Source organism: Pseudomonas sp. L-22-4S-12 (genome assembly GCF_009799935.1).
Lineage (GTDB): Bacteria > Pseudomonadota > Gammaproteobacteria > Pseudomonadales > Pseudomonadaceae > Aquipseudomonas.
In genome coordinates, this window is record NZ_WELL01000001.1 from 929,408 (window position 1) to 954,480 (window position 25,073).

Here is a 25,073-nt window from a genome sequence, read left to right on the forward strand (position 1 = left end):
CGAGAGTAGCGGACAACCGGGGCGGCCGGCTATCCGCCAGCCTACTCCGCGCGGGTCAGTCGCCGGGCTTGGGCGTGCGCGCCAGGCAGTAGATGTCCACCCGCGCCGCGCCGGCCTGGTGCAGCAGGCGGGCGATGGCGGCGGCGGTGGCGCCGGTGGTCAGCACGTCGTCGACCAGCGCCAGGTGCCGGCCCTGCACCGCGGCCCGCTCGCCGAGGGCGAAGGCGCGGCGCAGGTTGCGCTTGCGCGCCGCGGCATCCAGGTCCTGCTGGTGCGCGGTGTCCTGCGGGCGCAGCAGCCAGTGGCTGGCCGTGGGAATGGCCAGGCTGGCGCTGAGCCAGTCGGCGAGCATCCCGGCCTGGTTGAAGCCGCGCTGACGCAGGCGCTGGCGGCTCAGGGGCACGGCCAGCAGCGCGTCGGGGCGCGGCAGGCCTTCGCCATAGGCATGCAGCAGATGATGTGACAGCAGGCCGGCCAGCAGGCGTCCCACTGGCCACTGGCTGCGATGCTTGAAGCGAGTGATCAGGCTGTCGACCGGGAAGGCGTAGCGCCACGGCGCCTCGACCCGGGCGAAGGGCGGCGGGCGCTTGAGGCATTCACCGCAGACCAGCCCGGTGGCCAGCAGCGGCAGGGCGCAGACCTGGCAATGCCCGCCGAGCCAGGGCAGCTCGCCCTCGCAGGCGCTGCACAGGCTGTGCTCGGTGTCGGCCGTTTCATCGCAGAGCAGGCAGATTTGTTTGTTTTTTGTCCAGATGTAAACCTGGTTGTCCTGGTGTGGTTGACAGCGCATGGTCCTTCCCTGACGATGCCGAACAGCCGTGTTGCGACCAGCCTAGCAGCCAACGAATAAGGAATACCCCCGATGAGTGCCAGCATTTCTTCCGTCACCCGCCACGACTGGAGCCTCGCCGAGGTCAAGGCCCTGTTCCAGCAGCCGTTCAACGACCTGCTGTTCCAGGCCCAGACCGTGCACCGCGCGCATTTCGACCCTAACCGCGTGCAGGTCTCGACCCTGCTGTCGATCAAGACCGGCGCCTGCCCGGAAGACTGCAAGTACTGCCCGCAGTCCGGCCACTACAACACCGGCCTGGACAAGGAAAAGCTGATGGAAGTGCAGAAGGTGCTGGAGGCGGCCGCCGAAGCCAAGGCCATCGGCTCCACCCGCTTCTGCATGGGCGCGGCGTGGAAGCATCCGTCGGCCAAGGACATGCCCTACGTGCTGAAGATGGTCGAAGGCGTGAAGAAGCTCGGCCTGGAAACCTGCATGACCCTCGGCAAGCTCGACCAGGAGCAGACCCGCGCCTTGGCCGAGGCCGGTCTCGACTACTACAACCACAACCTGGATACCTCGCCGGAGTTCTACGGCAATATCATCACCACGAGAACCTACTCGGAACGCCTGCAGACCCTGGCCTATGTGCGTGAGTCCGGGATGAAGATCTGCTCCGGCGGCATCCTCGGCATGGGCGAGTCGCTGGACGACCGCGCCGGCCTGCTGATCCAGCTGGCCAACCTGCCGGAACACCCGGAAAGCGTGCCGATCAACATGCTGGTCAAGGTCAAGGGCACGCCGCTGGCCGAGGAGCAGGACGTCGATCCGTTCGACTTCATCCGCATGCTGGCCGTGGCGCGGATCATGATGCCGAAGTCCCACGTGCGCCTGTCCGCCGGGCGCGAGGCGATGAACGAGCAGATGCAGGCCCTGGCCTTTATGGCCGGCGCCAACTCGATCTTCTACGGCGAGAAGCTGCTGACCACCAAGAACCCGCAGGCGGACAAGGACATGCAGCTGTTCAAGCGCCTGGGTATCAAGCCGGAAGAGCGCGAGGAACACGCCGACGAAGTGCACCAGGCGGCCATCGAGCAGGCCCTGGTCGAGCAGCGCGACTCCAAGCTGTTCTACGACGCCACTTCGGCCTGATTCTTTTTATGTGGGAGCGAGCTCTGCTCGCGAACGGCACCCCTGGCGGCCCTTTCGCGAGCAGATCTCGCTCCTACGGATGATTGCCATGCCTTTCGATCTATCCGCTCGCCTCGCCGAGCGCCGCGCCGCCCATCTGTTCCGTCAGCGCCCCTTGCTGGACAGCCCGCAGGGGCCGCTGGTACGGGTCGACGGCCGCCAGCTGCTGGCCTTCTGCTCCAACGACTACCTGGGCCTGGCCAATCATCCCGAGGTGATTCGGGCGATGCAGCAGGGCGCGCAGCAGTGGGGCGTCGGTGGCGGCGCCTCGCACCTGGTGATCGGCCACAGCACCCCGCACCACGAGCTGGAAGAAGCGCTGGCCGCGTTCACCGGGCGCCCGCGCGCGCTGCTGTTCTCCACCGGCTATATGGCCAACCTGGCGGCGGTCACCGCCCTGGTCGGGCAGGGCGACACGGTGCTGGAAGACCGCATCAACCACGCCTCTCTGCTGGATGCCGGGCTGCTGTCCGGGGCGCGTTTCTCCCGTTACCTGCACAACGACGCGGCCAGCCTGGCCAGCCGTCTGGACAAGGCCACGGGCAACACCCTGGTGGTCAGCGACGGGGTGTTCAGCATGGACGGCGACCTCGCCGACCTGCCGGCGCTGTGCGCCGCGGCGAAGCAGAAACAGGCCTGGATGATGGTCGATGACGCCCACGGCTTCGGCCCGCTGGGCGCCACCGGCGGCGGCATAGTCGAGCATTTCGGTCTGGGCCTGGACGATGTGCAGGTGCTGGTCGGTACCCTGGGCAAGGCCTTCGGCACCGCCGGGGCCTTTGTTGCCGGCAGCGAGGAGCTGATCGAAACCCTGATCCAGTTCGCCCGGCCCTACATCTACACCACCAGCCAGCCACCGGCAGTGGCCTGCGCCACGCTGAAGAGCCTCGAACTGCTGCGCACGGAAGGCTGGCGCCGCGAACACCTGAACCGGTTGATCGCGCGCTTCCGCCAGGGCGCCAGCGAGATCGGCCTGCACCTGATGGACAGCCCGACGCCGATCCAGCCGATCCTGGTCGGCGACAGCGAGCGCGCGTTGCAACTCTCCGCCCTGTTGAAAGAGCGCGGTCTGCTGGTCGGCGCCATCCGCCCACCCACCGTGCCGGCCGGCAGCGCGCGGCTACGGGTGACCCTGTCCGCCGCGCACAGCGAGGCGCAGCTGGAACAACTGCTCGAGGCGCTGGCCGAGTGCTGGCCGCAGGTACAAGACCATGCGTGAACAACTGATCCTGCTGCCCGGCTGGGGCCTCGGCGGCCTGCCCCTGGAGGTGCTGGTCGAGGCCCTGCGCGGCCTGGCCCCGCAACTGCGGGTGGACATCGAGCCGCTGCCCGAGCTGGCCAGCGGCGAGCCGCGCGACTGGCTGCTGGAGCTGGACGAGCGCCTGCCCGAACACACCTGGCTGGGTGGCTGGTCGCTGGGCGGCATGCTCGCCAGCGAACTGGCGGCGCTGCGTGGCGAGCGTTGCCGCGGCCTGCTGACCCTGGCCAGCAACCCCTGTTTCGTCGCCGGCGCCGACTGGCCGCACGGCATGCCCGAGGCGACCTTCAATGCCTTCGTCGACGCCTGCCGGCAGGACCCGCGCGCCACCCGCAAGCGCTTCAGTCTGCTCTGCAGCCAGGGCGCCGCCACCGCCCGCGACCTGGCCCGCCAGCTGCAGGCCGCGGCGCCGCAGCTGGCGCCCGAGGTACTGCTGGCCGGCCTCGAAGTGCTCGGCAATTTCGACGGGCGCAGCGCCATCCAGCGTTTCGCCGGGCCGCAGCTGCACCTGCTGGCCGGCGCCGATGCGCTGGTGCCGGCCGAGGTGGCCGGCGATCTGCTGGCGCTGCAGCCGGATATCGAGGTCGGCCTGATCGAAGATGTCAGCCACGCCTTCGTGCTGGAGCGGCCCCATGAAGTGGCGGCGGCGATCCTGGCGTTCCTCAGCGAGGCCGGTGATGACTGACTGGCACGAACAGAGCGGCCTGCCGGACAAGCGCCGGGTCGCCGCCTCCTTCTCCCGCGCGGCAGAGAGTTACGACAGCGTCGCCGCCCTGCAGCGCGCGGTCGGCATCGAGCTGCTGGCGCGCCTGCCGGCGGCGCTGGCGCCGCAGCGCTGGCTCGACCTGGGCAGCGGCACCGGGCATTTCAGCCGGGTGCTGGCGGCGCGCTTCCCGGCGGCCGAAGGGGTGGCCGTGGACCTGGCCGAAGGCATGCTGCGCCACGCCCGTCCGCTCGGCGGCGCGCAGCGCTACATCGTCGGCGATGCCGAGCGCCTGCCGCTGCGCGACAGCAGCCTCGACCTGATCTATTCCAGCCTGGCCGTGCAGTGGTGCGCGGATTTCGCCGCGGTGCTGGCCGAGGCGCACCGGGCGCTGCGGCCCGGCGGCGTGCTGGCCTTCACCAGCCTGTGCGTCGGCACCCTGCAGGAGTTGCGCGACAGCTGGCAGGCGGTGGACGGCTTCGTCCACGTCAACCATTTCCGCCGCTTCGCCGAGTACCAGCAGCTGTGCGCGGCCAGTGGCCTGCGCCTGCTGACCCTGGAGCGCCAGGCGCACTGCCTGCATTTCGGCGATCTGCGCCAGCTGACCGACGAGCTCAAGGCACTCGGTGCGCACAACCTCAACCCCGGGCGCCCCGGCGGCCTGACCGGGCGGGCACGCATTCGCGCCCTGGTCGCGGCCTACGAAGGCTTCCGCCAGCCCCAGGGCCTGCCGGCCACCTACCAGGTGGTCTACGGCGTGCTGCGCAAGGAGGCCTGAGATGGGCATGGCGTTCTTCGTCACCGGCACCGATACCGACGCCGGCAAGACCACCATCGCCGCCGGCCTGCTGCATGCGGCGCGCCAGGCGGGCCTGAGCACGGCGGCGGCCAAGCCGGTGGCCTCCGGCTGCGAGGCGACGGCCGCGGGGCTGCGCAACGGCGATGCCCTGGCCCTGCTCGGCGAATGCACGCTGGCGCTGAGTTATGCCGAGGTCAATCCGCTGGCCTTCGCCCCACCCATCGCCCCGCACCTGGCGGCGCGCGAGGCAGGCATCGAGCTGAGTGTCGACGCCCTGCTCGGGCCGGTGCGCCATATCCTCGACCAGGGCGCCGCCTTCACCCTGGTCGAAGGCGCCGGTGGCTGGCGGGTGCCGCTGACGGGGTCGGCCAGCCTGTCCGACCTGCCCGTCGCCCTAGGGCTGCCGGTGATCCTGGTGGTCGGCGTGCGCCTGGGCTGCATCAGTCATGCGCTGCTGACGGCCGAGGCGATCCTGCGCGATGGCCTGGTCCTGGCCGGCTGGGTGGCGAATATCCTCGACCCGCAGACCGCGCGCCTGGAAGAGAACCTCGCGACCCTCGCCGAACGCCTGCCGGCGCCGTGTCTGGGGCGGGTGCCGCGCCTGCCGCAGGCAAGCCCGGCGGCGGTGGCGGCGCACCTGCACCTGGCGCCGCTGGGCCTGCCGCTATAGGCAGCTGGTCGGCCAGCGCCTTTTTCGTGTACAGAAAATGAACATTTTCTGCTTCACTTGACGTCATGTGTCCATCCCCAAGGGGAACTGCGGTATGGAAATCTCCACCAGCGCCTTCAGCTCCGGGCTCAGCGCCATCCAGACGGGCCAGCGCCGGGTCGACCAAGCGGCTGCCGGCATCGCCGGCGTCACGCTGCCCCAGGCCCAGCAGGCGGCGCCGACACCCGGCAGCGAGCGCAGCGTCCAGGCCGACTTGGCCGAGAACCTGGTCGCCCTGAACCTGGGCAAGGTCGAAGCGCAGGCGGGGGCCAGGGTGGTCGAAACCGCCGATGAAGTGCTCGGCACCCTGATCGATACCCGCGCCTGAGCAGGCGCATCTAGTCTCACCCCGCGCCGGGAGTGAGGAGGGCTTGCATGCAGATCGGCAGCGCCATGCCCCATGTCGCGCCTTTGCCGTCTTCCCTGCCGGCCAGACCCTTTTTGTCCGGTGACTCCGCCGGACCGTCCTCTCCCGAGCTGATCCGTGCCGGGCAGGCACCCGCCACCCCCGCCCAGGCCGCTGCCGGCCAGGCTTCGCTGCGCGAAGGGGATGAGCCGTCCCCAGGCAGGGCTGCCGAACGCCCGGCTGCCGAGGCCGAGCAGTTGCGCGAGGAACAGCAGCAGATCGCCAGCCTGGCCAGCCGCGACCGCGAGGTGCGCAGTCACGAGCAGGCGCATGCCGCGGTCGGCGGCGCCTACGCCGGGGCGCCGAGCTACACCTACCAGCGCGGCCCGGACGGCAAGACCTACGCGGTCGGTGGCGAAGTGGGCATCGACGTCAGCCCGATCCCCGGCGACCCGCAAGCCACCCTGCGCAAGATGGACGTGGTGCAGCGTGCCGCGCTGGCCCCGGCCGAGCCGTCCGCCCAGGACCGCCGCGTGGCGGCTCAGGCCCAGGCCCAGGCCAGCCAGGCGCGCACCGAACTGGCCGAGATGCGCCGCGAGGAGGCGCTCGCCGCCCGCGAGGAGCGCCGCCTGAGTGCCGAGCAGCGCAAGGCAGCCGAAGCGGCCGAGGGCGAAGCAGCGCCAGCCACGCAGCAGCCTCTGCCATCTGCACCTAGTCTTGAGCTGTACCGTAATCTGGCCCGGTTGCAGGAGCCGGCCGCGACGGTCGATCTGCTGGCCTGAACGGTGCTGGCGGGTGCTTGACAAGGGTGGGGCGTAAACGTATGTTTCAAACGCCTGTTTGATTGCTGCGCCAGCTCATGGCTGCCGGGCTCTGGGAGAAATCCCACAAGCGACCGTGATTGATCCGGTCAAACAAAATCAAGGAATCCACCGTAGAGGTTTACCGCTATGCCTGAGTACAAGGCCCCCTTGCGTGATATCCGCTTCGTTCGCGACGAACTGCTCGGCTACGAAGCGCACTATCAGAGCCTGCCTGGCTGCCAAGACGCCACCCCGGACATGGTTGACGCCATTCTGGAAGAAGGCGCCAAGTTCTGCGAGCAGGTAATCGCCCCCCTCAACCGCGTGGGTGACCTGGAAGGTTGCACCTGGTCCCCGGAAGGCGTGAAGACCCCGACCGGCTTCAAGGAAGCCTACAAGCAGTTCGTCGAAGGCGGCTGGCCTTCCCTGGCCCATGACGTGGCGCACGGCGGCCAAGGCCTGCCGGAATCCCTGGGTCTGGCCGTCAGCGAAATGGTTGGCGAGTCCAACTGGTCCTGGGGCATGTACCCGGGTCTGTCGCACGGTGCGATGAACACCCTGTCCGAGCACGGCACCGACGAGCAGAAGCACACCTACCTGACCAAGCTGGTATCCGGCGAGTGGACCGGCACCATGTGCCTGACCGAACCGCACTGCGGTACCGACCTGGGCATGCTGCGCACCAAGGCCGAGCCGCAGGCTGACGGCTCCTACAAGGTGTCCGGCACCAAGATCTTCATCTCCGCTGGCGAACACGACATGTCGGACAACATCGTCCACATCGTGCTGGCCCGCCTGCCCGACGCGCCGCAAGGCACCAAAGGCATCTCCCTGTTCATCGTGCCGAAGTTCAACGTCAACGCCGACGGTTCCGTGGGTTCGCGCAACGCCGTTTCCTGCGGCTCGCTCGAACACAAGATGGGCATCCACGGCAACGCCACCTGCGTGATGAACTTCGACGGCGCCACCGGCTTCCTGATCGGCCCGGCGAACAAAGGCCTGAACTGCATGTTCACCTTCATGAACACGGCCCGCCTGGGCACTGCTCTGCAAGGTCTGGCCCACGCCGAAATCGGCTTCCAGGGCGGCCTGAAGTACGCTCGCGAGCGTCTGCAGATGCGTTCCCTGACCGGCCCGAAAGCGCCGGAAAAAGCCGCCGACCCGATCATCGTCCACCCGGACGTGCGTCGCATGCTGCTGACCATGAAGGCCTTCGCCGAAGGCAACCGCGCGATGGTGTACTTCACCGCCAAGCAGGTCGACATCGTCAAGTACAGCCAGAACGAAGAAGAGAAGAAAGCCGCCGACGCGATGCTGGCCTTCCTCACTCCGATCGCCAAGGCGTTCATGACCGAAGTCGGCTTCGAAGCGGCCAACCACGGCGTACAGATCTATGGCGGCCACGGCTTCATCGCCGAGTGGGGCATGGAGCAGAACGTTCGCGACAGCCGTATCTCCATGCTGTACGAAGGCACCACCGGTGTTCAGGCCCTCGACCTGCTGGGTCGTAAAGTGCTGATGACCCAGGGCGAAGCGCTGAAAGGCTTCACCAAGATCGTGCACAAGTTCTGCCAGACCAACGAAGCCAACGAGGCCATCAAGGGCCTGGTCGAGCCGCTGGCCAAGCTGAACAAGGAGTGGGGCGACCTGACCATGAAAGTGGGCATGGCCGCGATGAAGGACCGCGAAGAAGTCGGTGCCGCCTCGGTGGACTACCTGATGTACTCCGGTTACGCCTGCCTGGCCTACTTCTGGGCCGACATGGCGCGTCTGGCTGCCGAGAAGCTGGCTGCCGGTACTGCCGACGAGGCCTTCTACAAGGCCAAGCTGCAGACCGCGCGCTTCTACTTCGCCCGTATCCTGCCGCGTACCCGCGCGCACGTCGAAGCCATGCTGTCCGGCGCCGGCAACCTGATGGAAATGGATGAAGCCCACTTCGACCTGGGCTACTAAGAACCTGTCTCGGATCTCTTGATCGTCGGCCATGCTGCGTTGAAATTGGGCTCGGACTGCTCATTTACATCTTGTAAATTCCGCGTCCTCGCCCAATTTATTCGCTAGCGCTCACCCTTCGGGCCAGCCTGCGGCTGTTACTCCCGCTGGTCGTTGCGCCTTGCCTGGCTCTAGCTCAAAAGACCCAAAACAGGCTCTACGCCCTTCCGACCTCAGGTCAGAAAAACCGCAGCCCTCGGGTCGCGGTTTTTTTTCGCCTTGGGTTTACCGCCACGACTGCAAACAGTCCGTCTCCAGGGCTCGGCGCGCATCGCAAAATGCGTGCTGGGCTGCTGCCGCAATCCTCGCGCGCAGGCAGAATGACGCATCCCGTTGCAGTGCCGCGCGCACTGGAGATTGCCGTGTTTCGTCTGGCCGCCGTTCGTTTCAGTCACTTCCTGCTGCCCCTGCTGCTGTTGCTCGGCGGCGCGCTGAGCGCGCAGCTGGCGGTGCTCAACGAGTTCTTCCTGTCGCTGTTCAATGTCCTGCCGACCTTGCTGTTGCTGCTCGGCGGCGCCTTCTGCGTGGTCTACAAGCGCCAGCGCGAGCTGTCGCTGCTGGTGGTGGTCTACCTCGCCTACTTCCTGCTGGATACCCAGACCGACCATTTCCGCCAGCACGGCAAGGTGCGCGAGGACGCCGCCCTGGTGTTCCACCTGTGCAGCCTGCTGCTGCCGTTGCTCTACGGCCTGTTCGCCGCCTGGCGCGAGCGCAGCCACCTGCTGCAGGACCTGGTGGCACGCGCCGCCGTGCTGCTAGCGGTGGGCGGGGTGGCCGTGGCCCTGGCCCGGCGCTTTCCCCAGGCCCTGCTGGGCTGGCTGGCGGAAGTCCATTGGCCGCTGCTGCATGGTCAGTGGATGAGCCTGGTGCAGCTGGCCTACCCGTTGTTTGCCCTGGCCGTGGTGCTGTTGCTGGTGCAGTACCTGCGCCAGCCCAGACCGCTGCATGCCGCCGCCCTGTGCGGCCTGTTCGGCCTGCTGTGGATGTTGCCGAAGACCTTCAGCCAGCCTCACGCCCTGCAGGTGATGAGCAGCCTGGTGATGCTCATGCTGGTCGCCGCGGTGGCGCACGAGGCCTACCAGATGGCCTTTCGCGACGAACTCACCGGGTTGCCCGGGCGCCGCGCGCTGAATGACCGGCTGGAGCGCCTGGGGCGCACCTACGTGCTGGCCATGGCCGATGTCGACCACTTCAAGGCCTTCAACGACACCCATGGCCACGATGTCGGCGACCAGGTGCTCAAGCTGGTGGCCAGCCAGCTGCGCAAGATCGGCGGGGGCGGCAGGGCCTATCGCTACGGCGGCGAGGAATTCACCCTGGTGTTTCCTGGCAAGAGCCTGGAAGACTGCCGGCCGCACCTCGAAGCGGTACGCCAGGCGGTGCAAGGCTACAGCCTGCAGCTGCGCGACACGCGCAGCCGGCCGCAGGACGACAAGCAGGGGCGCCAGCGCCGGCGCGCGGCCTCGGCCAGCAGCGTGTCGGTGACCATCAGCATCGGCATGGCCGAGCGTGAAGTCCGCCATCGCGGCGCCGATGAAGTGATTCGCGAGGCCGACCAGGCGCTGTACGGTGCCAAGCGCGCCGGGCGCAACTGCGTGATGGCGCATGGGCAGAACCGGCGGGGAGCGCTCAAGGAGGCGGCCGTCGAGGCCTGAGTGCTCGCGGCCGGTGATTCGAACGAAGATTTTTGCGTGACTTAATTTTTACTAATAGTCACGTGATGACTCTTTGTCCCTTCCTTGTTGTTCATATAAACTCGAGGCTTCCCGTAAAAGCGGTCCGCAAACCGCCCCGTTGGCCCCTCCGAGGATTGCTCCATGGCTGATTACAAAGCTCCCCTGCGCGACATGCGCTTCGTTCTCAATGAAGTCTTCGAGGTTTCCAAACTCTGGGCTCAGCTGCCAGGCCTGGCCGAAGTCGTCGACGAAGACACCGCCGCCGCCATCCTCGAAGAAGCCGGCAAGGTCACCGGTGGCGTGATCGCCCCGCTGAACCGCAGTGGCGACGAAGAAGGCTGCTCCTGGACCAACGGCGTGGTGAAAACCCCGGCCGGTTTCCCCGAGGCCTACCAGACCTACGCCGACGGCGGCTGGGTTGGCGTGGGCGGCTCGCCGGAATTCGGCGGTATGGGCATGCCGAAAGTGATCGGCGCCCAGGTCGAGGAAATGGTCAACTCGGCCAACCTGTCGTTCGGCCTGTACCCGATGCTGACCGCCGGCGCCTGCCTGTCGATCCTCAACCACGCCAGCGAAGAGCTGAAGCAGCAGTACCTGCCGAACATGTACGCCGGCGTCTGGGCCGGTTCCATGTGCCTGACCGAGCCGCATGCCGGTACCGACCTGGGCATCATCCGCACCAAGGCCGAACCGCAGGCCAACGGCAGCTACAAGATTTCCGGCACCAAGATCTTCATCACCGGTGGCGAGCACGACCTGACCGAGAACATCGTCCACCTGGTGCTGGCCAAGCTGCCGGACGCCCCGGCCGGCCCGAAAGGCATCTCGCTGTTCCTGGTACCCAAGGTCATGGTCAACGCCGACGGCTCGCTGGGCGAGAAGAACTCGCTGTCCTGCGGCTCGATCGAGCACAAGATGGGCATCAAGGCCTCGGCCACCTGCGTGATGAACTTCGATGGCGCCACCGGCTGGATCGTCGACGAGCCGAACAAGGGCCTCAACGCCATGTTCACCATGATGAACTACGAGCGTCTGGGCGTCGGCATCCAGGGCCTGGCCCTGGGCGAGCGTTCCTACCAGAGCGCCGTCGAGTACGCCCGTGACCGCATCCAGAGCCGCGCGCCGACCGGCCCGGTGAACAAGGACAAGGCCGCCGACCCGATCATCGTGCACCCGGACGTGCGTCGCATGCTGCTGACCATGAAGGCGCTGAACGAGGGCGGCCGCGCCTTCTCCAGCTACGTCGCCATGCAGCTGGACACCGCCAAGTACAGCGAAGACACCGCCACCCGCAAGCGCGCCGAAGAACTGGTTGCCCTGCTGACGCCGGTGGCCAAGGCCTTCCTGACCGACATGGGTCTGGAAACCACCATTCACGGCCAGCAGATCTTCGGCGGCCACGGCTTCGTCCGCGAGTGGGGCCAGGAGCAGCTGATCCGCGACTGCCGCATCACCCAGATCTACGAAGGCACCAACGGCATCCAGTCGCTGGATCTGATGGGGCGCAAGATCGTCGGTAGCGGCGGCAGCTTCTACAAGCACTTTGCCGACGAGATCAAAGCCTTTATCGGCAGCGCCGATGCCTCGCTGGCCGAGTTCACCGAGCCGCTGCAAGCCGCCATCGCCAACCTCGACGAGCTGACCGCCTGGGTCATCGCCCAGGCCAAGAGCAACCCGAACGAGATCGGCGCCGCGTCGGTCGAGTACCTGCAGGTGTTCGGCTACACCGCCTACGCCTACGTCTGGGCGCTGATGGCCCGTGCCGCACTGGCCAAGCAGGGCGACGAGGAGTTCTACGTGAGCAAGCTGGGCACCGCGCGCTTCTTCTTCGCCCGCCTGCTGCCGCGCATCCACTCGCTGACCGCGTCGGTCAAGGCCGGCAGCGAGTCGCTGTATCTGCTGGATGCTGCTCAGTTCTGAGAATCGGCCGACGATCTGCTGCGCGTCGGCCAGGCGTCGTTGAGACCGGGTTCAGAAGCAGCTTGCGGCTAACGCCCATAGGGCGGCCCCGAAGGGGCGAGAAAAGCGAGTCATGCTCATTCACCTGATGTGAACTGCGCTTCTTCACCCGATCTCGCCTAGCCTGGCTCTAGCTCGCGAGATCCTCGATCCGATTCTTGTCTGCAGTGAAAAAGCCCCGCCTCGGCGGGGTTTTTTTCTGCCTGGGTTTTTTCCCGGCGCCGGGATTTGCCTGTGCCTGTGAGCCGGGCAGCATTCGTCTGTATAAGGTCGGCCCGGCTGGCCGATATACTCGAACCGCCGCTGTGGGGCCGGCATCCGTGGCCCATGGTTTTTGCTCAGGGAATTAATGCATGCAATGGATTTTCATGCTGGTCGGTCTGCTGCTCGGTGCGCTGGCCGGAGAGTCGGTGACGAGCGCCCTGCTCGGTGGGGTGGTCGGCCTGGCGGTGGGTCAGGCCCTGCGCCTGCACCGCCTGGAGGCGGATAACGCCACCTTGCGCCGGGAGCTGCAGGGCTTTGCCGAGCGCTTCGAGCGCGGCACCACGGCGATGTACGAGCGCTTGCTCAAGCTCGAGGCGACGGCTACGCCGGAACAGGCGCCGCCCGTGGCGCAGGGGCAACCCGTGGCGGCTCCACCCGCGCCGGATCTGCCTGCCGCACCTGTGGTTGTCGCCGCACCGGCCCAGGCCGAGCCGGCTGGCGAGCTGGTCTTCGAGCTGCCGGAGCTGGATGCCCTGCCCGAATCGCCCCGCGAACCCACGGCCGGCTGGCGGGCAGAGCCGCTCCACCCGGTCCGTCCGGCCGAACGGGTGGCGCCGCCCACGCCGCGCGAACCTTCGCCCATCGAGCGTGCCATCGACCTGGCCCAGGCCTGGCTGCTGGGCGGCAATACCGTGCTGCGGGTCGGCGTGGTGCTGCTGTTCCTCGGCCTGGCCTTCCTCCTGCGCTATGCCACCGAAGGCATGGTGGTACCGGCCGAGATGCGCTATGCCGGCGTCGCCGCCAGTGCCATCGCCCTGCTGGGGCTGGGCTGGTGGCTGCGCGAACGGGTCGGCAGTTACGGCCTGATCCTGCAGGGTACGGGCGTCGCCGTGCTGTACCTGACCACCTTCGCCGCCATGCGCCTGCATCCGCTGCTCGATCCCAAGCTGGCCCTCGGCCTGCTGGTGCTGGTCACCGTATTTTCGGCGATCCTGGCGGTGGCGCAGAACGCTCGGGGCCTGGCGTTGGCCGCGGCGCTGGGCGGCTTCGCCGCGCCGATCCTGACGTCCACCGGCAGCGGCAACCATGTGGCGCTGTTCTCCTACTTCATCCTGCTCAACGGCGGCATCTTCGCCATCGCCTGGTTCAAGGCCTGGCGCCTGCTCAATCTGGTCGGCTTCCTCGGTACCTTCGGCATCGGCTTCGCCTGGGGGCTGCGCTCGTACCAGCCGGAATTGCTGTGGAGCAGCGAGCCGTTCCTGATCCTGTTCTTCCTGATGTACGTGGCCATCGGCCTGCTGTTCGCCCGGCGCAAGCTGCGCGAGGCCGAGTCGGCGCCGCAGGAGCGTGGCGAGCTGCTGCGCTGGGCGCGGGACAAGGCCGACTACGTCGACAGCAGCGTGCTGTTCGGCACGCCGCTGATCGGCTTCGGCCTGCAGTACGCCTTGGTGCGGCACATCGAATTCGCCACGGCCTTCAGCGCCCTGGGCCTGGGCCTGTTCTACCTGCTGCTGGCTCGGGCGTTCAACGGCCGCGCGCCGGGGCGCACCCTGCTGCTGGTGGAAACCTGCCTGGCCCTCGGCGTAGTCTTCGCCACCCTGGCCATTCCCCTGGGCCTGGATGCGCGCTGGACGTCGGCGGCCTGGGCGGTGGAGGGGGCGGGGATCTTCTGGCTGGGCCTGCGCCAGGGGCGGCCGCTGGCGCGTGCCTTCGCCCTGTTGCTGCAGGCGGGGGCGGCGCTGGCCTTCCTCGGCGGGCTGGACATCGGCGCCGCCACCCTGCTGGACGGTGCCCCGCTGGGCGCGCTGATGCTCGGCGCGGCGCTGCTGTTCAGCTTCTGGCAATTGCGCCAGGCCCCGGCGGATGCCAGCAAGGCCTGGGAGCGCCGCGGCCTGCCGCTGCTGGCCGTGGGCGGTTTGCTGTTCCTCTATCTGATCGCGCCGCTGTGCTTCGCCGCCGAGGGCACTGCGATCAGTTGGGCGCTGGCCGGCCTGGCGACCCTGTGGGTCGGTCTGCGTCTGCAGTCGCGCACCTTCCTGTTCGGCGCCTTCGCCGTGCAGCTGCTCGGCGGCCTGGTCTTCCTCGGTCAGCTGCAGGGCGCTGGCTCGGGCCAGGCCGGCGTACTCGGTTCCGGCTGGCGCGGCCTGCTGGTCTGTTCGCTGATCGGCCTGGCGCTGGTGGCCGGCATGCTGATCGCCGCACGCGACAAGCTGGTCAGCCAGGATCGCCGCCTGCTGCGCGGCCTGTCCCTGGTGCTGCTGGTCGGCCTGCTGTTCATCAACCTGGCTGTGCTGTTCGTCCTGCCCTGGCCCAGCGCCAGCGCGGTGTGGGCGGGCAGCGGCCTGCTGATCATCTGGCTCAGCCTGCACCTGCAGCTGCGCGCCAGCTTCTTCTTCGGTCTGCTGCTGCAGGTGGTCGGCGGCATCGCCTTCCTCGCCGCCAGCCCGCTGCTGCTCGGCCAATTGCCCAGCGAGGGGCTGCGTCCGCTGGCCCACGCCGGCTTCTGGACGCCGCTGGTGCTGGCCATCGCTGCGCAGATCGGCGCCTGGCGCCTGCGTCACGTACTGCTGTGCCAGCAGGCCGGCGCACTGGGCAGCCTGAGCCTGCAACGGCTGGCGCAGCTGCTGCTGGCCTGGGGCGCGGGCTGGTGGACGCTGGCCCTGGCGGCGGAGATCGTGCGCTTCGTCGCGCCCGGGTTGCAGGGCGCGCTGCTGTTGCTGGCGGCGGCGCTGAGCGTGGCGCTGTGGGGCTGGCTGGCGGCGCGCCTGCGCTGGCGTGCCCTGGCCCTGCTGTGCACCCTGCTGGTGCCGGTGGCCGGCGCGATCCTGCTGCACATCGGCGAGCGCAGCTATCACCCGGCGGCGGATTTCGGCTGGCTGGCCTGGGGGCTGCTGTGCGCCGTGCACCTGCTGTCGCTGCGCCGCCTGGCCGGCCTGTTGCCGAGTGGCGCCCTGAGTGCCGCCCATGTGCTGGGCTGCTGGCTGATCCTCGGGGTGCTGGCGCTGGAGTTGCGCTATGTACTGATGCTGCTGTCCGAGCAGTACAACGCCTGGCGCTGGCTGGGCTGGGCGTTGCTGCCGAGCACCTTCCTCCTGCTGATGGCGGCGCCGCGGCAGTGGCCGTGGCCGGTGGCGGCTTATCCGCGCGAGTACCGGCTGTGGGCGGCGGCGCCGCTGGCCGCGCTGCTGCTCGGCTGGTTCTGGCTGGCCAATCTGGCCAGCGACGGCAGTGCCGAGCCGCTGCCCTATCTGCCGCTGCTCAACCCGCTGGAGCTGGGCCTGCTGTTCGCCCTGCTCGGCGTGCACCAGTGGCTGCGCCGCGGCCTGCCGCAGCTGGGCGTTGCGGCGCCCCGGGTGGAGCGCGCGGCGCAGCTGCTGGCCGGCATCTCGCTGTTCGCCCTGTTCACCGCCACGGTGTTCCGTGCCGCCCACCACTGGGGCGGGGTGCCTTACGCGCCGCAGCCGCTGCTCGACTCGATGCTGGTGCAGGCCGGGCTGTCCATCGTCTGGACCCTGATCGCCCTGCCGCTGATGATCGTCGGCCACCTGCGCGCGCGGCGCGAGCTGTGGCTGGTCGGTGCCGCGCTGATCGGCGTGGTGGTGGCCAAGCTGTTCTTCGTCGAGCTGGGCAACCGCGGCGGCCTGGAACGCATCATTTCCTTTATCGGCGTCGGCGTGTTGCTGCTGATCGTCGGCTATTTCGCGCCGTTGCCGCCACGCAAGGCGGATGACGCATCCGCACAGGTGAAAGCATGAACAAGTTGTCGATCTGCGGCCCGCTGCTGGCGGCGCTGTTGCTGGCCCCCTGGGCCGTGGCCAAGGAACAGGCGGAGGACTACGCCACCCGCGTACCGCTCACCCTCGAAGGCGAGGGGCCCTGGTATCGCCTGGAGCTGCCGCTGGCCCTGCACTTTGCCGCCCGGCATGCCGACCTGCGCGATCTGCGGGTGTTCAATGCCGAGGGCGAGGCCCTGGCCTACGCCTTGACCCTGGGCGACGGGCAGTCCAGCGAGCAGCGCCAGCAGGCGGCGGTGAAGTGGTTCCCGCTGCTGGGCGAGGTCGCGGCGCCGGGGGCGCCGGCCATCCGCGTGCAGCGCAGCACCAGCGGCACCCTGGTCGAAGTGGCGCCGGAGGAGGCGGGCAGTGCCACCCAGGTACGCCGCGGCTGGCTGCTCGACGCCAGCGCCGTGGACCTGCCGCTGCATCGCCTGCAGCTGGACTGGAGCAGCGACAGCGACGGCTTCCAGCGTTTCTCCATCGAGGCCAGCGACGACCTGCAGCACTGGAGCGCCTGGGGCGAGGGCAGCATCGCCCGACTGAGCTTCGCCAACGAGCGCATCGACCAGCGCGAGGTCGAGCTGCCCGGGCGTAAGGCGCGCTACCTGCGCCTGCTCTGGCAGGCGCCGCAGCAGGCGCCGACCCTGCTGGCGGCCAACCTGATCAGCATCCGCAACAGCGAGCAGGCGCCGCCGCTGGCCTGGTCGGCGCCGCTGGCGGCGCAGAGCGACAAGCCGGGCGAGTACAGCTGGACGTTGCCGCTGTCGCTGCCGCTGCAGCGGGTGCGCTTCAGCCTGCCGCAGGCCAATACCCTGGCCCCGGTCAGCCTGGCCAGTCGCCGCGACGGCAAGCTGGAATGGCAAGCGCTGGCGCGCGGCCTGCTCTATCGCCTGCCGCAGGATGGCCGGGAAGTGCGCCAGGACGAGATCGAGCTGTACGGCACGCCGGTACAGCAGCTGCGCCTGCAGGTCGACCAGCGCGGCGGTGGCCTGGGCCCGGATGCGCCACACCTGCAGGTGGCGCTGCGCAGCACTCAGGTGGTGTTCCTCGCCCGCGGTTCGGCGCCCTACCGGCTGGCCATCGGCAGGCCGGGCGCGCAGTCGGCAGCCTTGTCGCTCGGCACGCTGATTCCCGGCTACGAGCCGGCGCGGCTGGCCAGCCTCGGCCTGGCCAAGGCGCCACAGCGCGTGCCGGCCGCCGTCGAGGCGGTGGCGCAGCAGGCGCGGAGCCAGGCCGACTGGAAACGCATGGGGTTGTGGGCGGTGCTGCTGGCCGGGGTCGCCCTGCTGGGCGGGATGGCCTTCAGTCTGTTGCGTAAACCGGCAATTGGCGGCCAATAGCCAGAATCAGGCCGCCAACCCCTGCGATTGGCGGTCTTTGCGTTTTTTTGCCGGGGCCCCTGGTGAATTGAGACGCGAATCACGCTAGAGTCGGTCGGTGCCACGCGGTCCAATAACAATCATAAGGACATCCCGATGAAGCGCGTTCTGACTCCTTTGGCGGCGGCTTGCCTGCTGGCCAGTACCTCGTTCTCCCTGCAGGCATCCCCCTATTCGACCCTGGTGGTGTTCGGCGACAGCCTGAGCGATGCCGGGCAGTTTGCCGACCCGGACGGCCCGGCCGGCTCGACCGTCCGCTTCACCAACCGTACCGGTCCCACCTACCAGCCCGGCAGTGGCGAGTCCTATGGCCTCAATGCCACCCAGATCCTCAATGGCAAACTGGGCTTTGGCAGCATGAGCGGCTCCACTTCCCCGGTTAACCAGTCGCTGGGGCTGCCCGACGGCAGCAACTACGCGGTGGGGGGCAACACCACGTCGCAGATCACCGACTCCATTGTCGGCACTGGCGAGGGCTCGGTCGTTGAGCTGAGTGATGGCACCAACTTGCGCCAGCGTCCCGGCTATCTCGCGGAGCTGGCCAGCAGTGGCCGGCGGGTGGATGCCAATACCCTGTTCTATGTGAATGGCGGTGGCAACGATTTTCTCGACGGGCTGATCAACCCTCTTGCGGCGCCGGATGTGGCGACGTTGCAGGCCCAGCAGGCGGCAACGCGCCTGGTCGATGGCGTCCGGGCGCTGGAAGGGGCGGGTGCGCGCTACATCATGGTGTCGCTGCTGCCGGACGTGGGGCGCACGCCGTTTGCGACTAACCTGGGCGGCATCATTCCCTCCCTGCCCGGCACCATTTCCGGGCTGGTGAGCGATTTCAACCAGGAACTGGTCAGCCAGTTGCAGGCCATCGATGTGGAGATCATCCCGCTCAATGTGCCGCTGCTGGTGCATGAGGTCCTGCAAGACCCAGGGCGTTATGGCTTGGCCGCCGATCAGGACCTGGTGGCTAGCTGCTTTGACGATTGCGCCGTCCCCAACCCGGTCTACGGGATGAATGGCAGCACGCCGGACCCAACCCGGCTGCTGTTCGACGATGGCGTGCACCCAACGATCGCGGGGCAGATGCTCTTCGCCGACTACGCCTACTCGCTGCTGGCGGCGCCCTGGGAAATCACCCTGCTGCCGGAAATGGCCCATGGCAACCTGCGCTCGCACCAGGACCAGCTGCGCGCCCAGTGGCAGGCCGACTGGGAAGCCTGGCAGGCGGTCGGCCAGTGGCGTGCCTTCACCAATGCCGGCGGCCAGCGCCTCGACTACGACGTCTACGACAGTTCCGCCGATGGCAATGGCTACAACCTCAACTTCGGTGGCAGCTATCGCCTCACCGAGGCCTGGCGGGTCGGCCTGGCCGCAGGCTTCTACGAGCAGAGCCTGGAGGCCGGTGAGGCCGACTCCGACTACGATCTGAACAGTTACCTGGCCACCGCCTTTGCCCAGTATCAGCAGAACCGCTGGTGGGGCGAGCTGGCAGCCAGTGCCGGCTACCTGGACTACGACGACCTCAAGCGCCAGCTCGACCTGGGCCCGACCACCCGCGCCGAGAAGGGCGATACCGAGGGGGATCTGTGGGCCTTCACCGGCCGGCTCGGCTACGACATCGCCCCGAGCGCGGACAGCCAGTGGCACCTGAGCCCCTTCGTCAGTGCCGACTACGCGCGGGTCGAAGTCGATGGCTACGGGGAAGACGGCCAGCTCTCCACGGCGCTCAGCTACGACGACCAGGAGCGCGACTCCAAGCGTCTGGGCGTGGGTCTGCAGGGCCTGTTCGACCTCAGCCAGCAGACCCGCCTGTTCGGTGAAGTGGCGCTGGAGCGCGAGTACGAGGACGACGTCAGCGAAGTCAGCATGTCGCTGAACAGCCTGCCGGGCATCGAGTACACCCTGGAAGGCTACGTGCCGACCGACAAGACCACCCGCGCCACCCTGGGCGTCAGCCACCAGCTGGTCGAAGGCCTGGCGCTGCGCGGTAGCTACACCTATCGCAACAGCGATGACGACGACCAGCAGGGGATCAACCTGTCCCTGTCCTGGGATTTGTAACGAACGGTCGGGCGGCGGTGAGACGCCGCCGCCTCCGACCGGTTAAACTGCGCGCGATTTTGACTTCCCTCCCGGAGCCTCTCCCATGTCGCGCGTCACCCTCAGCCGCTATCTGATCGAACAGACCCGCAGCCACAACACCCCGGCTGATCTGCGTTTCCTCATCGAAGTGGTCGCACGTGCGTGCAAGGAAATCAGCCACGCCGTGTCCAAGGGCGCCCTCGGTGGCGTACTCGGCAGCATGGGCACCGAGAACGTGCAGGGTGAAGTGCAGAAGAAGCTCGACGTAATCTCCAACGAAATTCTCCTCGAAGCCAACGAGTGGGGCGGCCACCTGGCCGGCATGGCGTCCGAAGAAATGGACAATGCCTACCAGATTCCTGGCCAGTACCCGAAAGGCGCCTATCTACTGGTGTTCGACCCGCTCGACGGCTCCAGCAACATCGACGTCAACGTTTCGGTCGGCACCATCTTCTCCGTGCTGCGTTGCCCAGATCGCAATGGCGAAAGCGGTGATCTTGGCGAAGAGGCCTTCCTCCAGCCGGGCACCCAGCAAGTCGCCGCCGGTTACGCCATCTACGGCCCGCAGACCATGCTGATGCTGACCCTCGGCGATGGCGTGATGGGCTTCACCCTGGATCGCGAAATGGGCAGCTTCGTGCTCACCCACGAGAACATCCGCGTGCCGGAAAGCACCGCCGAGTTCGCCATCAACATGTCCAACCAGCGTCACTGGGAAGCCCCGGTGCAGCGCTACGTCTCCGAGCTGCTGGCCGGCAAGGAAGGCCCGCTGGGCAAGAACTACAACATGCGCTGGATCGCCTCGATGGTGGCCGACGTGCACCGCATCCTCACCCGTGGCGGTCTGTTCATGTACCCGCGCGACGCCCGTGAGCCGGAGAAGCCGGGCAAGCTGCGCCTGATGTACGAAGCCAACCCGATGTCGATGCTGATCGAGCAGGCTGGCGGCGCTGCCACCAACGGCACCCAGCGCATTCTCGACATCCAGCCGGAGTCCCTGCACCAGCGCGTGGCGGTCTTCCTAGGGTCCAAGGAAGAAGTCGAGCGCGCCACGGCCTACCACCAGGCCTGACGCGTGGCGGCCTGGCAGCCCTTGCTCGACTGGTGGTTCGGTGACGCCGAAGCCGCCAGCGCGGTGGCTGCCCAGCGCAGCAAACTCTGGTTCGGCTACCAGGCCAGTCAGGATGCCGAGGCGCGTGAGCGCTTCGGTGAGCTGAGTGCCCAGGCCCTGGCCGGCGGACTGCAGGACTGGACCGAGCAGGCCGAGGGCTGGCTGGCGCTGATCCTGCTGCTCGACCAGCTGCCACGGATGATCCATCGCGCTACGCCACAGGCCTTTGCCGGCGATGCCCGCGCCCAGCAACTGGTGCGCTGGGGGCTGGCCCAAGGCCTGGAGCGGCAGCTCGCGGCGATTCGCCAGGTATTCGTCTATCTGGTGCTGGAACATGCCGAGGATCTGGTCACGCAGAACCTGGCCGTCGAGCGTTTCCGCGCCCTGCGTGAGCAGGTGCCGGCCATCGAGCGCGAGCTGTTTGGCGGATACCTCGACTATGCCGTGCGCCACCAGCATGTAATCGCCCGTTTCGGCCGCTTTCCGCATCGCAACGCGATCCTCGCACGTATCTCGACGCCGGACGAAATGACCTTCCTGCAGGAACCCGGCTCACGCTTCTGACGTCCAATGGCGCACAAGCGGGCTGACTGTGCCAAGCTCTCCCGCAGTTCAAGAACCTCAGGAGTCTCCCATGTCGCTGCGCAATCTTGCCCTGCTGTCCGCCTGTGTCCTGCTCGCCGCGTGCAGCAAGGTGAATCAGGAAAACTACGCCAAGCTCAAGGCCGGCATGCCCAAGGCCGAAGTGGAAAGTCTGCTCGGTAGCCCCACCGAGTGCTCCGGCGCCATCGGTATCACCAGCTGCAACTGGGGCGATGAGAAGGTCTTCATCAGCGTGCAGTACGCTGGCGACAAGGTCATGATGTTTTCCGGCCAGGGCCTGAAGTGATGGCGCGCAAATGGTATGGCCTGGGGCTCCCTGTGGTTCTGCTGGGCCTGATCGGTTGCGCCGGCCCGGGTGCCAGCAGCGAGGCGCCGCAGACCGCCGGTTCAGTCGATCTGCAACGCTACCAGGGCACCTGGTACGAGCAGGCGCGCTTGCCGATGTTCTTCCAGCGCAACTGCGCGCAATCCGAGGCGCATTATCAGTTGCAGGACGATGGCGCGGTTGGCGTGCTCAACCGCTGTCGTACCCTCGACGGTGAGTGGATCGAAGCCAAAGGCCAGGCGACCCCGCAGGTGGCCGGGCAGACGGACAAGCTGTGGGTCAGCTTCGATAACTGGTTCAGCAACCTGTTCCCTGGCGTGGCCAAGGGCGATTACTGGGTGCTCTACTTGGATAGCGATTACCGCACCGCGCTGGTCGGCAATCCCAATCGCGAGTACCTCTGGCTGTTGACGCGTGACGCGCAGATTTCCCTGGAGACACGTTCCGAGATGCTGCAGCAGGCCCAAGCGCGCGGCTATGACACCAGCGAGCTGATCTGGCGCGTGGCGGATGACAAGATCGGCCAGTAACAGGGCCTGTAATGATCTTTCTTGCATCAGTGAAGCGGCGATAGGCAGATATCCGCGCTTCTGCCCCCTCTCCCGTTTACGGGAGAGGGCTGGGGAGAGGGGCGCTTCTCTGTGCCTGCTTTTAGATACTGTTATTCAGCACAAGCTTTTTGCAGGAGCCAGGGGGACGCCTAGTCCTTGCTGGCGATCAGCGGGACGCTGTCTGCCTATCGCCAGCAAGCTGGCTCCTACAGGATCAGGCCGTGTGGATAACGCTCCACTTATCCACCATTGCCGTCGACGTCGAGGCCTAAGCGTTTCTAAGGCTTGCCCCGCGGCGCCTGCAGCCGGACCGTCAGCTGACTGTCCGCCGCTCCATGCACGATCAGGCAATCCAGCGGCTTGGGTTTGCCATTGAGCAGGGCGGGGTTGTTCGAAAACCCCACCGGCTCCAGCGGTATGCCACGGGGGCTGAGGTCGAGACGGCCGTTGCCGTTGCTGTCCTGAAACAGCTGGATGGCGAAGCGCCCGGGCGGCAGGTTGCGCAGGCGCAAGAGCGACTCCTCGCCCTGGATCAGGCGTAGCGGCGGTTCCTGCCACGCAGGGCGGTCGGCGAAGACCAGCGCCAGGTGCACGGCGCCATTGGCCTGTTTGCCTTCTAGGCTGACCAGAATGTCACCGGCCCAGGCTGGCGAGCTGACGAACAGCAGGCCTAACAGACCTTGATAGCCGGCCCTGGTTACGGTTTGAAGAATTCGCTGTGGCATAATCTTGCGCATTTTGCAGGGAATTAGCTCGGAATGCGCCAGGTTTTGGTGGTCCATTTTTCGCAAACCGGCCAGCTCGATCGGCTGGTGGAGTCGGTGTGCGCGCCGTTGCAGGCGTGCAGCGATATCCAGGTGGACTTCCTCGCTCTGCAGCCGGCGCAGCCGTTTCCCTTTCCCTGGCCGTTCCTCGGTTTCTTCCGCATCTTCCCGGAAACCGTGCTGCAGCGCCCGCAACCACTGCTGCCGCTGGCGGTGGATGCCGGCAAACGTTACGACCTGGTGATCCTTGCCTACCAGGTGTGGTTTCTCTCGCCGTCGCTGCCGTTGACCAGCTTCCTCGCCTCGCCCGAGGCCGCGCGCCTGCTCAAGGACACCCCGGTGGTGACCCTGATCGGTTGCCGCAACATGTGGCTGATGGCCCAGGAGAAGGTCAAGCTGCGGCTCGCCGAACTGGGTGCGCGGTTGGTGGATAACATCGCCCTGACCGACGCCTGCGGCACTGCGGCAAGCTTCCTGGCCACCCCGCTGTGGCTGTTCACCGGTCGGCAGAAGGCTTATAGCTGGGTGCCGCGTGCCGGCATAGATCCGGCCGAGATCGCCGCGGCCAGCCGTTTCGGCGCGGCCATGGCCACGCGCCTGAGCGCCGACGGACTACCGATCGAGCAACCGATGCTCAAGGGCCTGGGCGCGGTGAAGATCGACGAGAAGCTGATCGCCAGCGAGAAGGTCGGCAACCGCAGCTTCCAGCTGTGGAGCCGCCTGCTCGCCGCCCTCGGCCCGCAGCAGAGTCGGCGGCGTGGCGTGGGGCTGGTGATCTATATCGTTTTCCTGTTGTGCCTGATCGTCACCGTGGTGCCGCTCAGTGCCCTGTTGAAGAAGTTGCTGGCGCCGTTGTTCAAGGCGCGCATCCAGCGTGAGAAGGCCTACTTTGCCGGCCCGTCCGGCGAGTGAAGTGACCCGAGGAATGCCCGTGGTACAACCCGTGTTCATCAACCGCATCAGCGCCTGTCTGCCCCACGCCCCAGTGGACAACGAGCAGATGGAAGCGCGCCTGGGCCTGGTCGGCGGCCAGCCGTCGCGGGCGCGCAAGCTGGTGCTGCGGCGCAACGGCATCCAGCAGCGCCACTATGTGATCGACCCCGTCAGCGGCGAGCCGAGCCTGAGCAATGCCCAGCTCAGCGCCGCCGCCGTGCGTGGCCTGCTGGGTGGCGGCTTCGAGTTGGCCGATCTGGATTGCCTGGTGGCCAGCAGCTCCTCGCCGGATCAGGTCATGCCCAACCATGCGGTGATGGTTCAGGGCGAGCTGGGCAACCCGCCGTGCGAGGTGGTCTCCACCGCCGGCATCTGCCTGTGCGGCATGACCGCGCTGAAGTACGCCTGGCTCAGTGTGGCCAGCGGCGAGAGCCGCAACGCCGTGGCCTGCGGCTCGGAGGTCGCCTCCAGCCTGATGCACGCGCGCAACTTCAACGCCGAATACGAAAGCCGCGTCGACGAGCTTGAACACCACCCGGAGATCGCCTTCGAGAAGGACTTTCTGCGCTGGATGCTCTCCGACGGCGCCGGCGCGGTGCTGCTGCAGGGCCAGCCGAATGCCAGTGGGCCGAGCCTGCGCATCGACTGGATCGACATCCTCTCCTTTGCCGACCAGATGCCGCCGTGCATGTACGCCGGCGCCGAGATGGGGGATGGCCAGCTGACCGGCTGGAGCCGCTTTGATGCCGAAGAGCGTAACCGCCGCTCGGTGATGGCGATCAAGCAGGACGTCAAACTGCTCAACGACAACATCGTCAAATACACGGTGGAAGAAACCCTCAAGCGCATCATGGCGCGCCGCGAGCTGCGCGTGGAGGAGATCGACTACTTCCTGCCGCACTACAGCTCGGAGTTCTTCCGCGAGCCGCTGGCCGTGGGCCTGGCCAATGCCGACCTGCCGATCCCGCAGGAGCGCTGGTTCACCAACCTGACCAGCAAGGGCAACACCGGCGCGGCGTCGATCTTCATCATCCTCGAAGAACTGTTCAACGGCGGTAGTCTGCGCAGCGGTCAGCGCTTGCTCTGCTATGTGCCCGAAAGCGGGCGTTTTTCCAGTGCCTTTATGCATCTGACGGTGGTTTAGCC

Annotated in this window: 21 protein-coding genes; 19 read left to right on the top strand and 2 right to left on the bottom strand. The window is 67.4% G+C overall.

From position 1 onward, the window contains the following. Positions 1–55: 55 nt before the first annotated feature. On the bottom strand, positions 56–790 hold the full coding sequence (locus F3I16_RS04220) for a ComF family protein (protein WP_160492469.1): 735 nt from the start codon (positions 788–790) through the stop codon (positions 56–58). A 72-nt stretch (positions 791–862) separates the two neighbouring features. Between F3I16_RS04220 and bioB the strand changes: the two genes are divergently transcribed. From bioB to F3I16_RS04305, 17 genes are all read left to right on the top strand, one after another. Beyond that, on the top strand, positions 863–1,921 hold the full coding sequence (gene bioB / locus F3I16_RS04225; RefSeq protein WP_160492470.1) for a biotin synthase BioB: 1,059 nt from the start codon (positions 863–865) through the stop codon (positions 1,919–1,921). 88 nt (positions 1,922–2,009) lie between these two features. After that, complete coding sequence (gene bioF / locus F3I16_RS04230; RefSeq protein ID WP_160492471.1) at positions 2,010–3,179, top strand: 8-amino-7-oxononanoate synthase; 1,170 nt, start codon at positions 2,010–2,012, stop codon at positions 3,177–3,179. Then, positions 3,172–3,903: an alpha/beta fold hydrolase gene (locus tag F3I16_RS04235; protein ID WP_160492472.1), complete on the top strand. Its 732-nt coding sequence runs from the start codon at positions 3,172–3,174 to the stop codon at positions 3,901–3,903. Before bioF ends, F3I16_RS04235 begins: the two co-directional genes overlap by 8 nt. Continuing rightward, on the top strand, positions 3,896–4,699 hold the full coding sequence (gene bioC / locus F3I16_RS04240; RefSeq protein WP_160492473.1) for a malonyl-ACP O-methyltransferase BioC: 804 nt from the start codon (positions 3,896–3,898) through the stop codon (positions 4,697–4,699). Before F3I16_RS04235 ends, bioC begins: the two co-directional genes overlap by 8 nt. 1 nt (position 4,700) lies before the next feature. Then, entirely contained in the window at positions 4,701–5,390 is a 690-nt protein-coding gene (gene bioD / locus F3I16_RS04245) for a dethiobiotin synthase (protein ID WP_160492474.1), read from the top strand. A gap of 94 nt (positions 5,391–5,484) precedes the next feature. Beyond that, positions 5,485–5,757 (top strand): hypothetical protein, encoded by a 273-nt coding sequence (locus tag F3I16_RS04250; protein WP_160492475.1) that lies wholly within the window; start codon positions 5,485–5,487, stop codon positions 5,755–5,757. 47 nt (positions 5,758–5,804) lie between these two features. Further along, positions 5,805–6,557: a putative metalloprotease CJM1_0395 family protein gene (locus F3I16_RS04255; RefSeq protein WP_160492476.1), complete on the top strand. Its 753-nt coding sequence runs from the start codon at positions 5,805–5,807 to the stop codon at positions 6,555–6,557. Between the two features lie 168 nt (positions 6,558–6,725). Continuing rightward, positions 6,726–8,531, top strand: a complete 1,806-nt coding sequence (locus tag F3I16_RS04260; RefSeq protein WP_160492477.1) for a phenylacyl-CoA dehydrogenase — start codon at positions 6,726–6,728, stop codon at positions 8,529–8,531. A gap of 359 nt (positions 8,532–8,890) precedes the next feature. Then, complete coding sequence (locus tag F3I16_RS04265; RefSeq protein WP_218573101.1) at positions 8,891–10,225, top strand: GGDEF domain-containing protein; 1,335 nt, start codon at positions 8,891–8,893, stop codon at positions 10,223–10,225. Positions 10,226–10,387: 162 nt separating this feature from the next. Continuing rightward, positions 10,388–12,166: an acyl-CoA dehydrogenase C-terminal domain-containing protein gene (locus F3I16_RS04270; RefSeq protein WP_160492479.1), complete on the top strand. Its 1,779-nt coding sequence runs from the start codon at positions 10,388–10,390 to the stop codon at positions 12,164–12,166. A gap of 392 nt (positions 12,167–12,558) precedes the next feature. Continuing rightward, positions 12,559–16,164, top strand: a complete 3,606-nt coding sequence (locus F3I16_RS04275) for a DUF2339 domain-containing protein (RefSeq protein ID WP_160492480.1) — start codon at positions 12,559–12,561, stop codon at positions 16,162–16,164. Next, entirely contained in the window at positions 16,161–17,525 is a 1,365-nt protein-coding gene (locus tag F3I16_RS04280) for a DUF3999 domain-containing protein (protein ID WP_160492481.1), read from the top strand. The genes F3I16_RS04275 and F3I16_RS04280 overlap by 4 nt, the downstream gene beginning before the upstream one ends. Positions 17,526–17,660: 135 nt before the next feature. Then, entirely contained in the window at positions 17,661–19,619 is a 1,959-nt protein-coding gene (gene estP / locus F3I16_RS04285) for an esterase EstP (RefSeq protein WP_160492482.1), read from the top strand. 85 nt (positions 19,620–19,704) lie between these two features. After that, a complete protein-coding gene (locus F3I16_RS04290) occupies positions 19,705–20,712 on the top strand; it encodes a class 1 fructose-bisphosphatase (RefSeq protein WP_160492483.1) in 1,008 nt (335 codons plus the stop codon). Between the two features lie 3 nt (positions 20,713–20,715). Then, complete coding sequence (locus F3I16_RS04295) at positions 20,716–21,315, top strand: DUF924 family protein (protein WP_160492484.1); 600 nt, start codon at positions 20,716–20,718, stop codon at positions 21,313–21,315. 70 nt (positions 21,316–21,385) lie between these two features. Continuing rightward, positions 21,386–21,640 carry an outer membrane protein assembly factor BamE gene (gene bamE / locus F3I16_RS04300; RefSeq protein WP_160492485.1) on the top strand — a complete coding sequence of 85 codons (255 nt, stop codon included), beginning with the start codon at positions 21,386–21,388 and terminating at the stop codon, positions 21,638–21,640. Next, positions 21,640–22,209 carry a lipocalin family protein gene (locus tag F3I16_RS04305; RefSeq protein WP_160492486.1) on the top strand — a complete coding sequence of 190 codons (570 nt, stop codon included), beginning with the start codon at positions 21,640–21,642 and terminating at the stop codon, positions 22,207–22,209. Before bamE ends, F3I16_RS04305 begins: the two co-directional genes overlap by 1 nt. A 299-nt stretch (positions 22,210–22,508) precedes the next feature. Here the strand turns inward: F3I16_RS04305 and F3I16_RS04310 are convergent, their stop codons facing one another. Then, entirely contained in the window at positions 22,509–23,012 is a 504-nt protein-coding gene (locus tag F3I16_RS04310) for a DUF2141 domain-containing protein (protein WP_256670065.1), read from the bottom strand. On the opposite strand from F3I16_RS04310, the gene F3I16_RS04315 reads away from it, so the two are divergent. Further along, a complete protein-coding gene (locus F3I16_RS04315; RefSeq protein ID WP_160492487.1) occupies positions 22,989–23,906 on the top strand; it encodes a dialkylrecorsinol condensing enzyme in 918 nt (305 codons plus the stop codon). The genes F3I16_RS04310 and F3I16_RS04315 overlap by 24 nt on opposite strands. A 19-nt stretch (positions 23,907–23,925) precedes the next feature. Next, a complete protein-coding gene (locus F3I16_RS04320; protein ID WP_160492488.1) occupies positions 23,926–25,071 on the top strand; it encodes a beta-ketoacyl-ACP synthase III in 1,146 nt (381 codons plus the stop codon). The last annotated feature ends 2 nt before the right edge of the window (positions 25,072–25,073 follow it).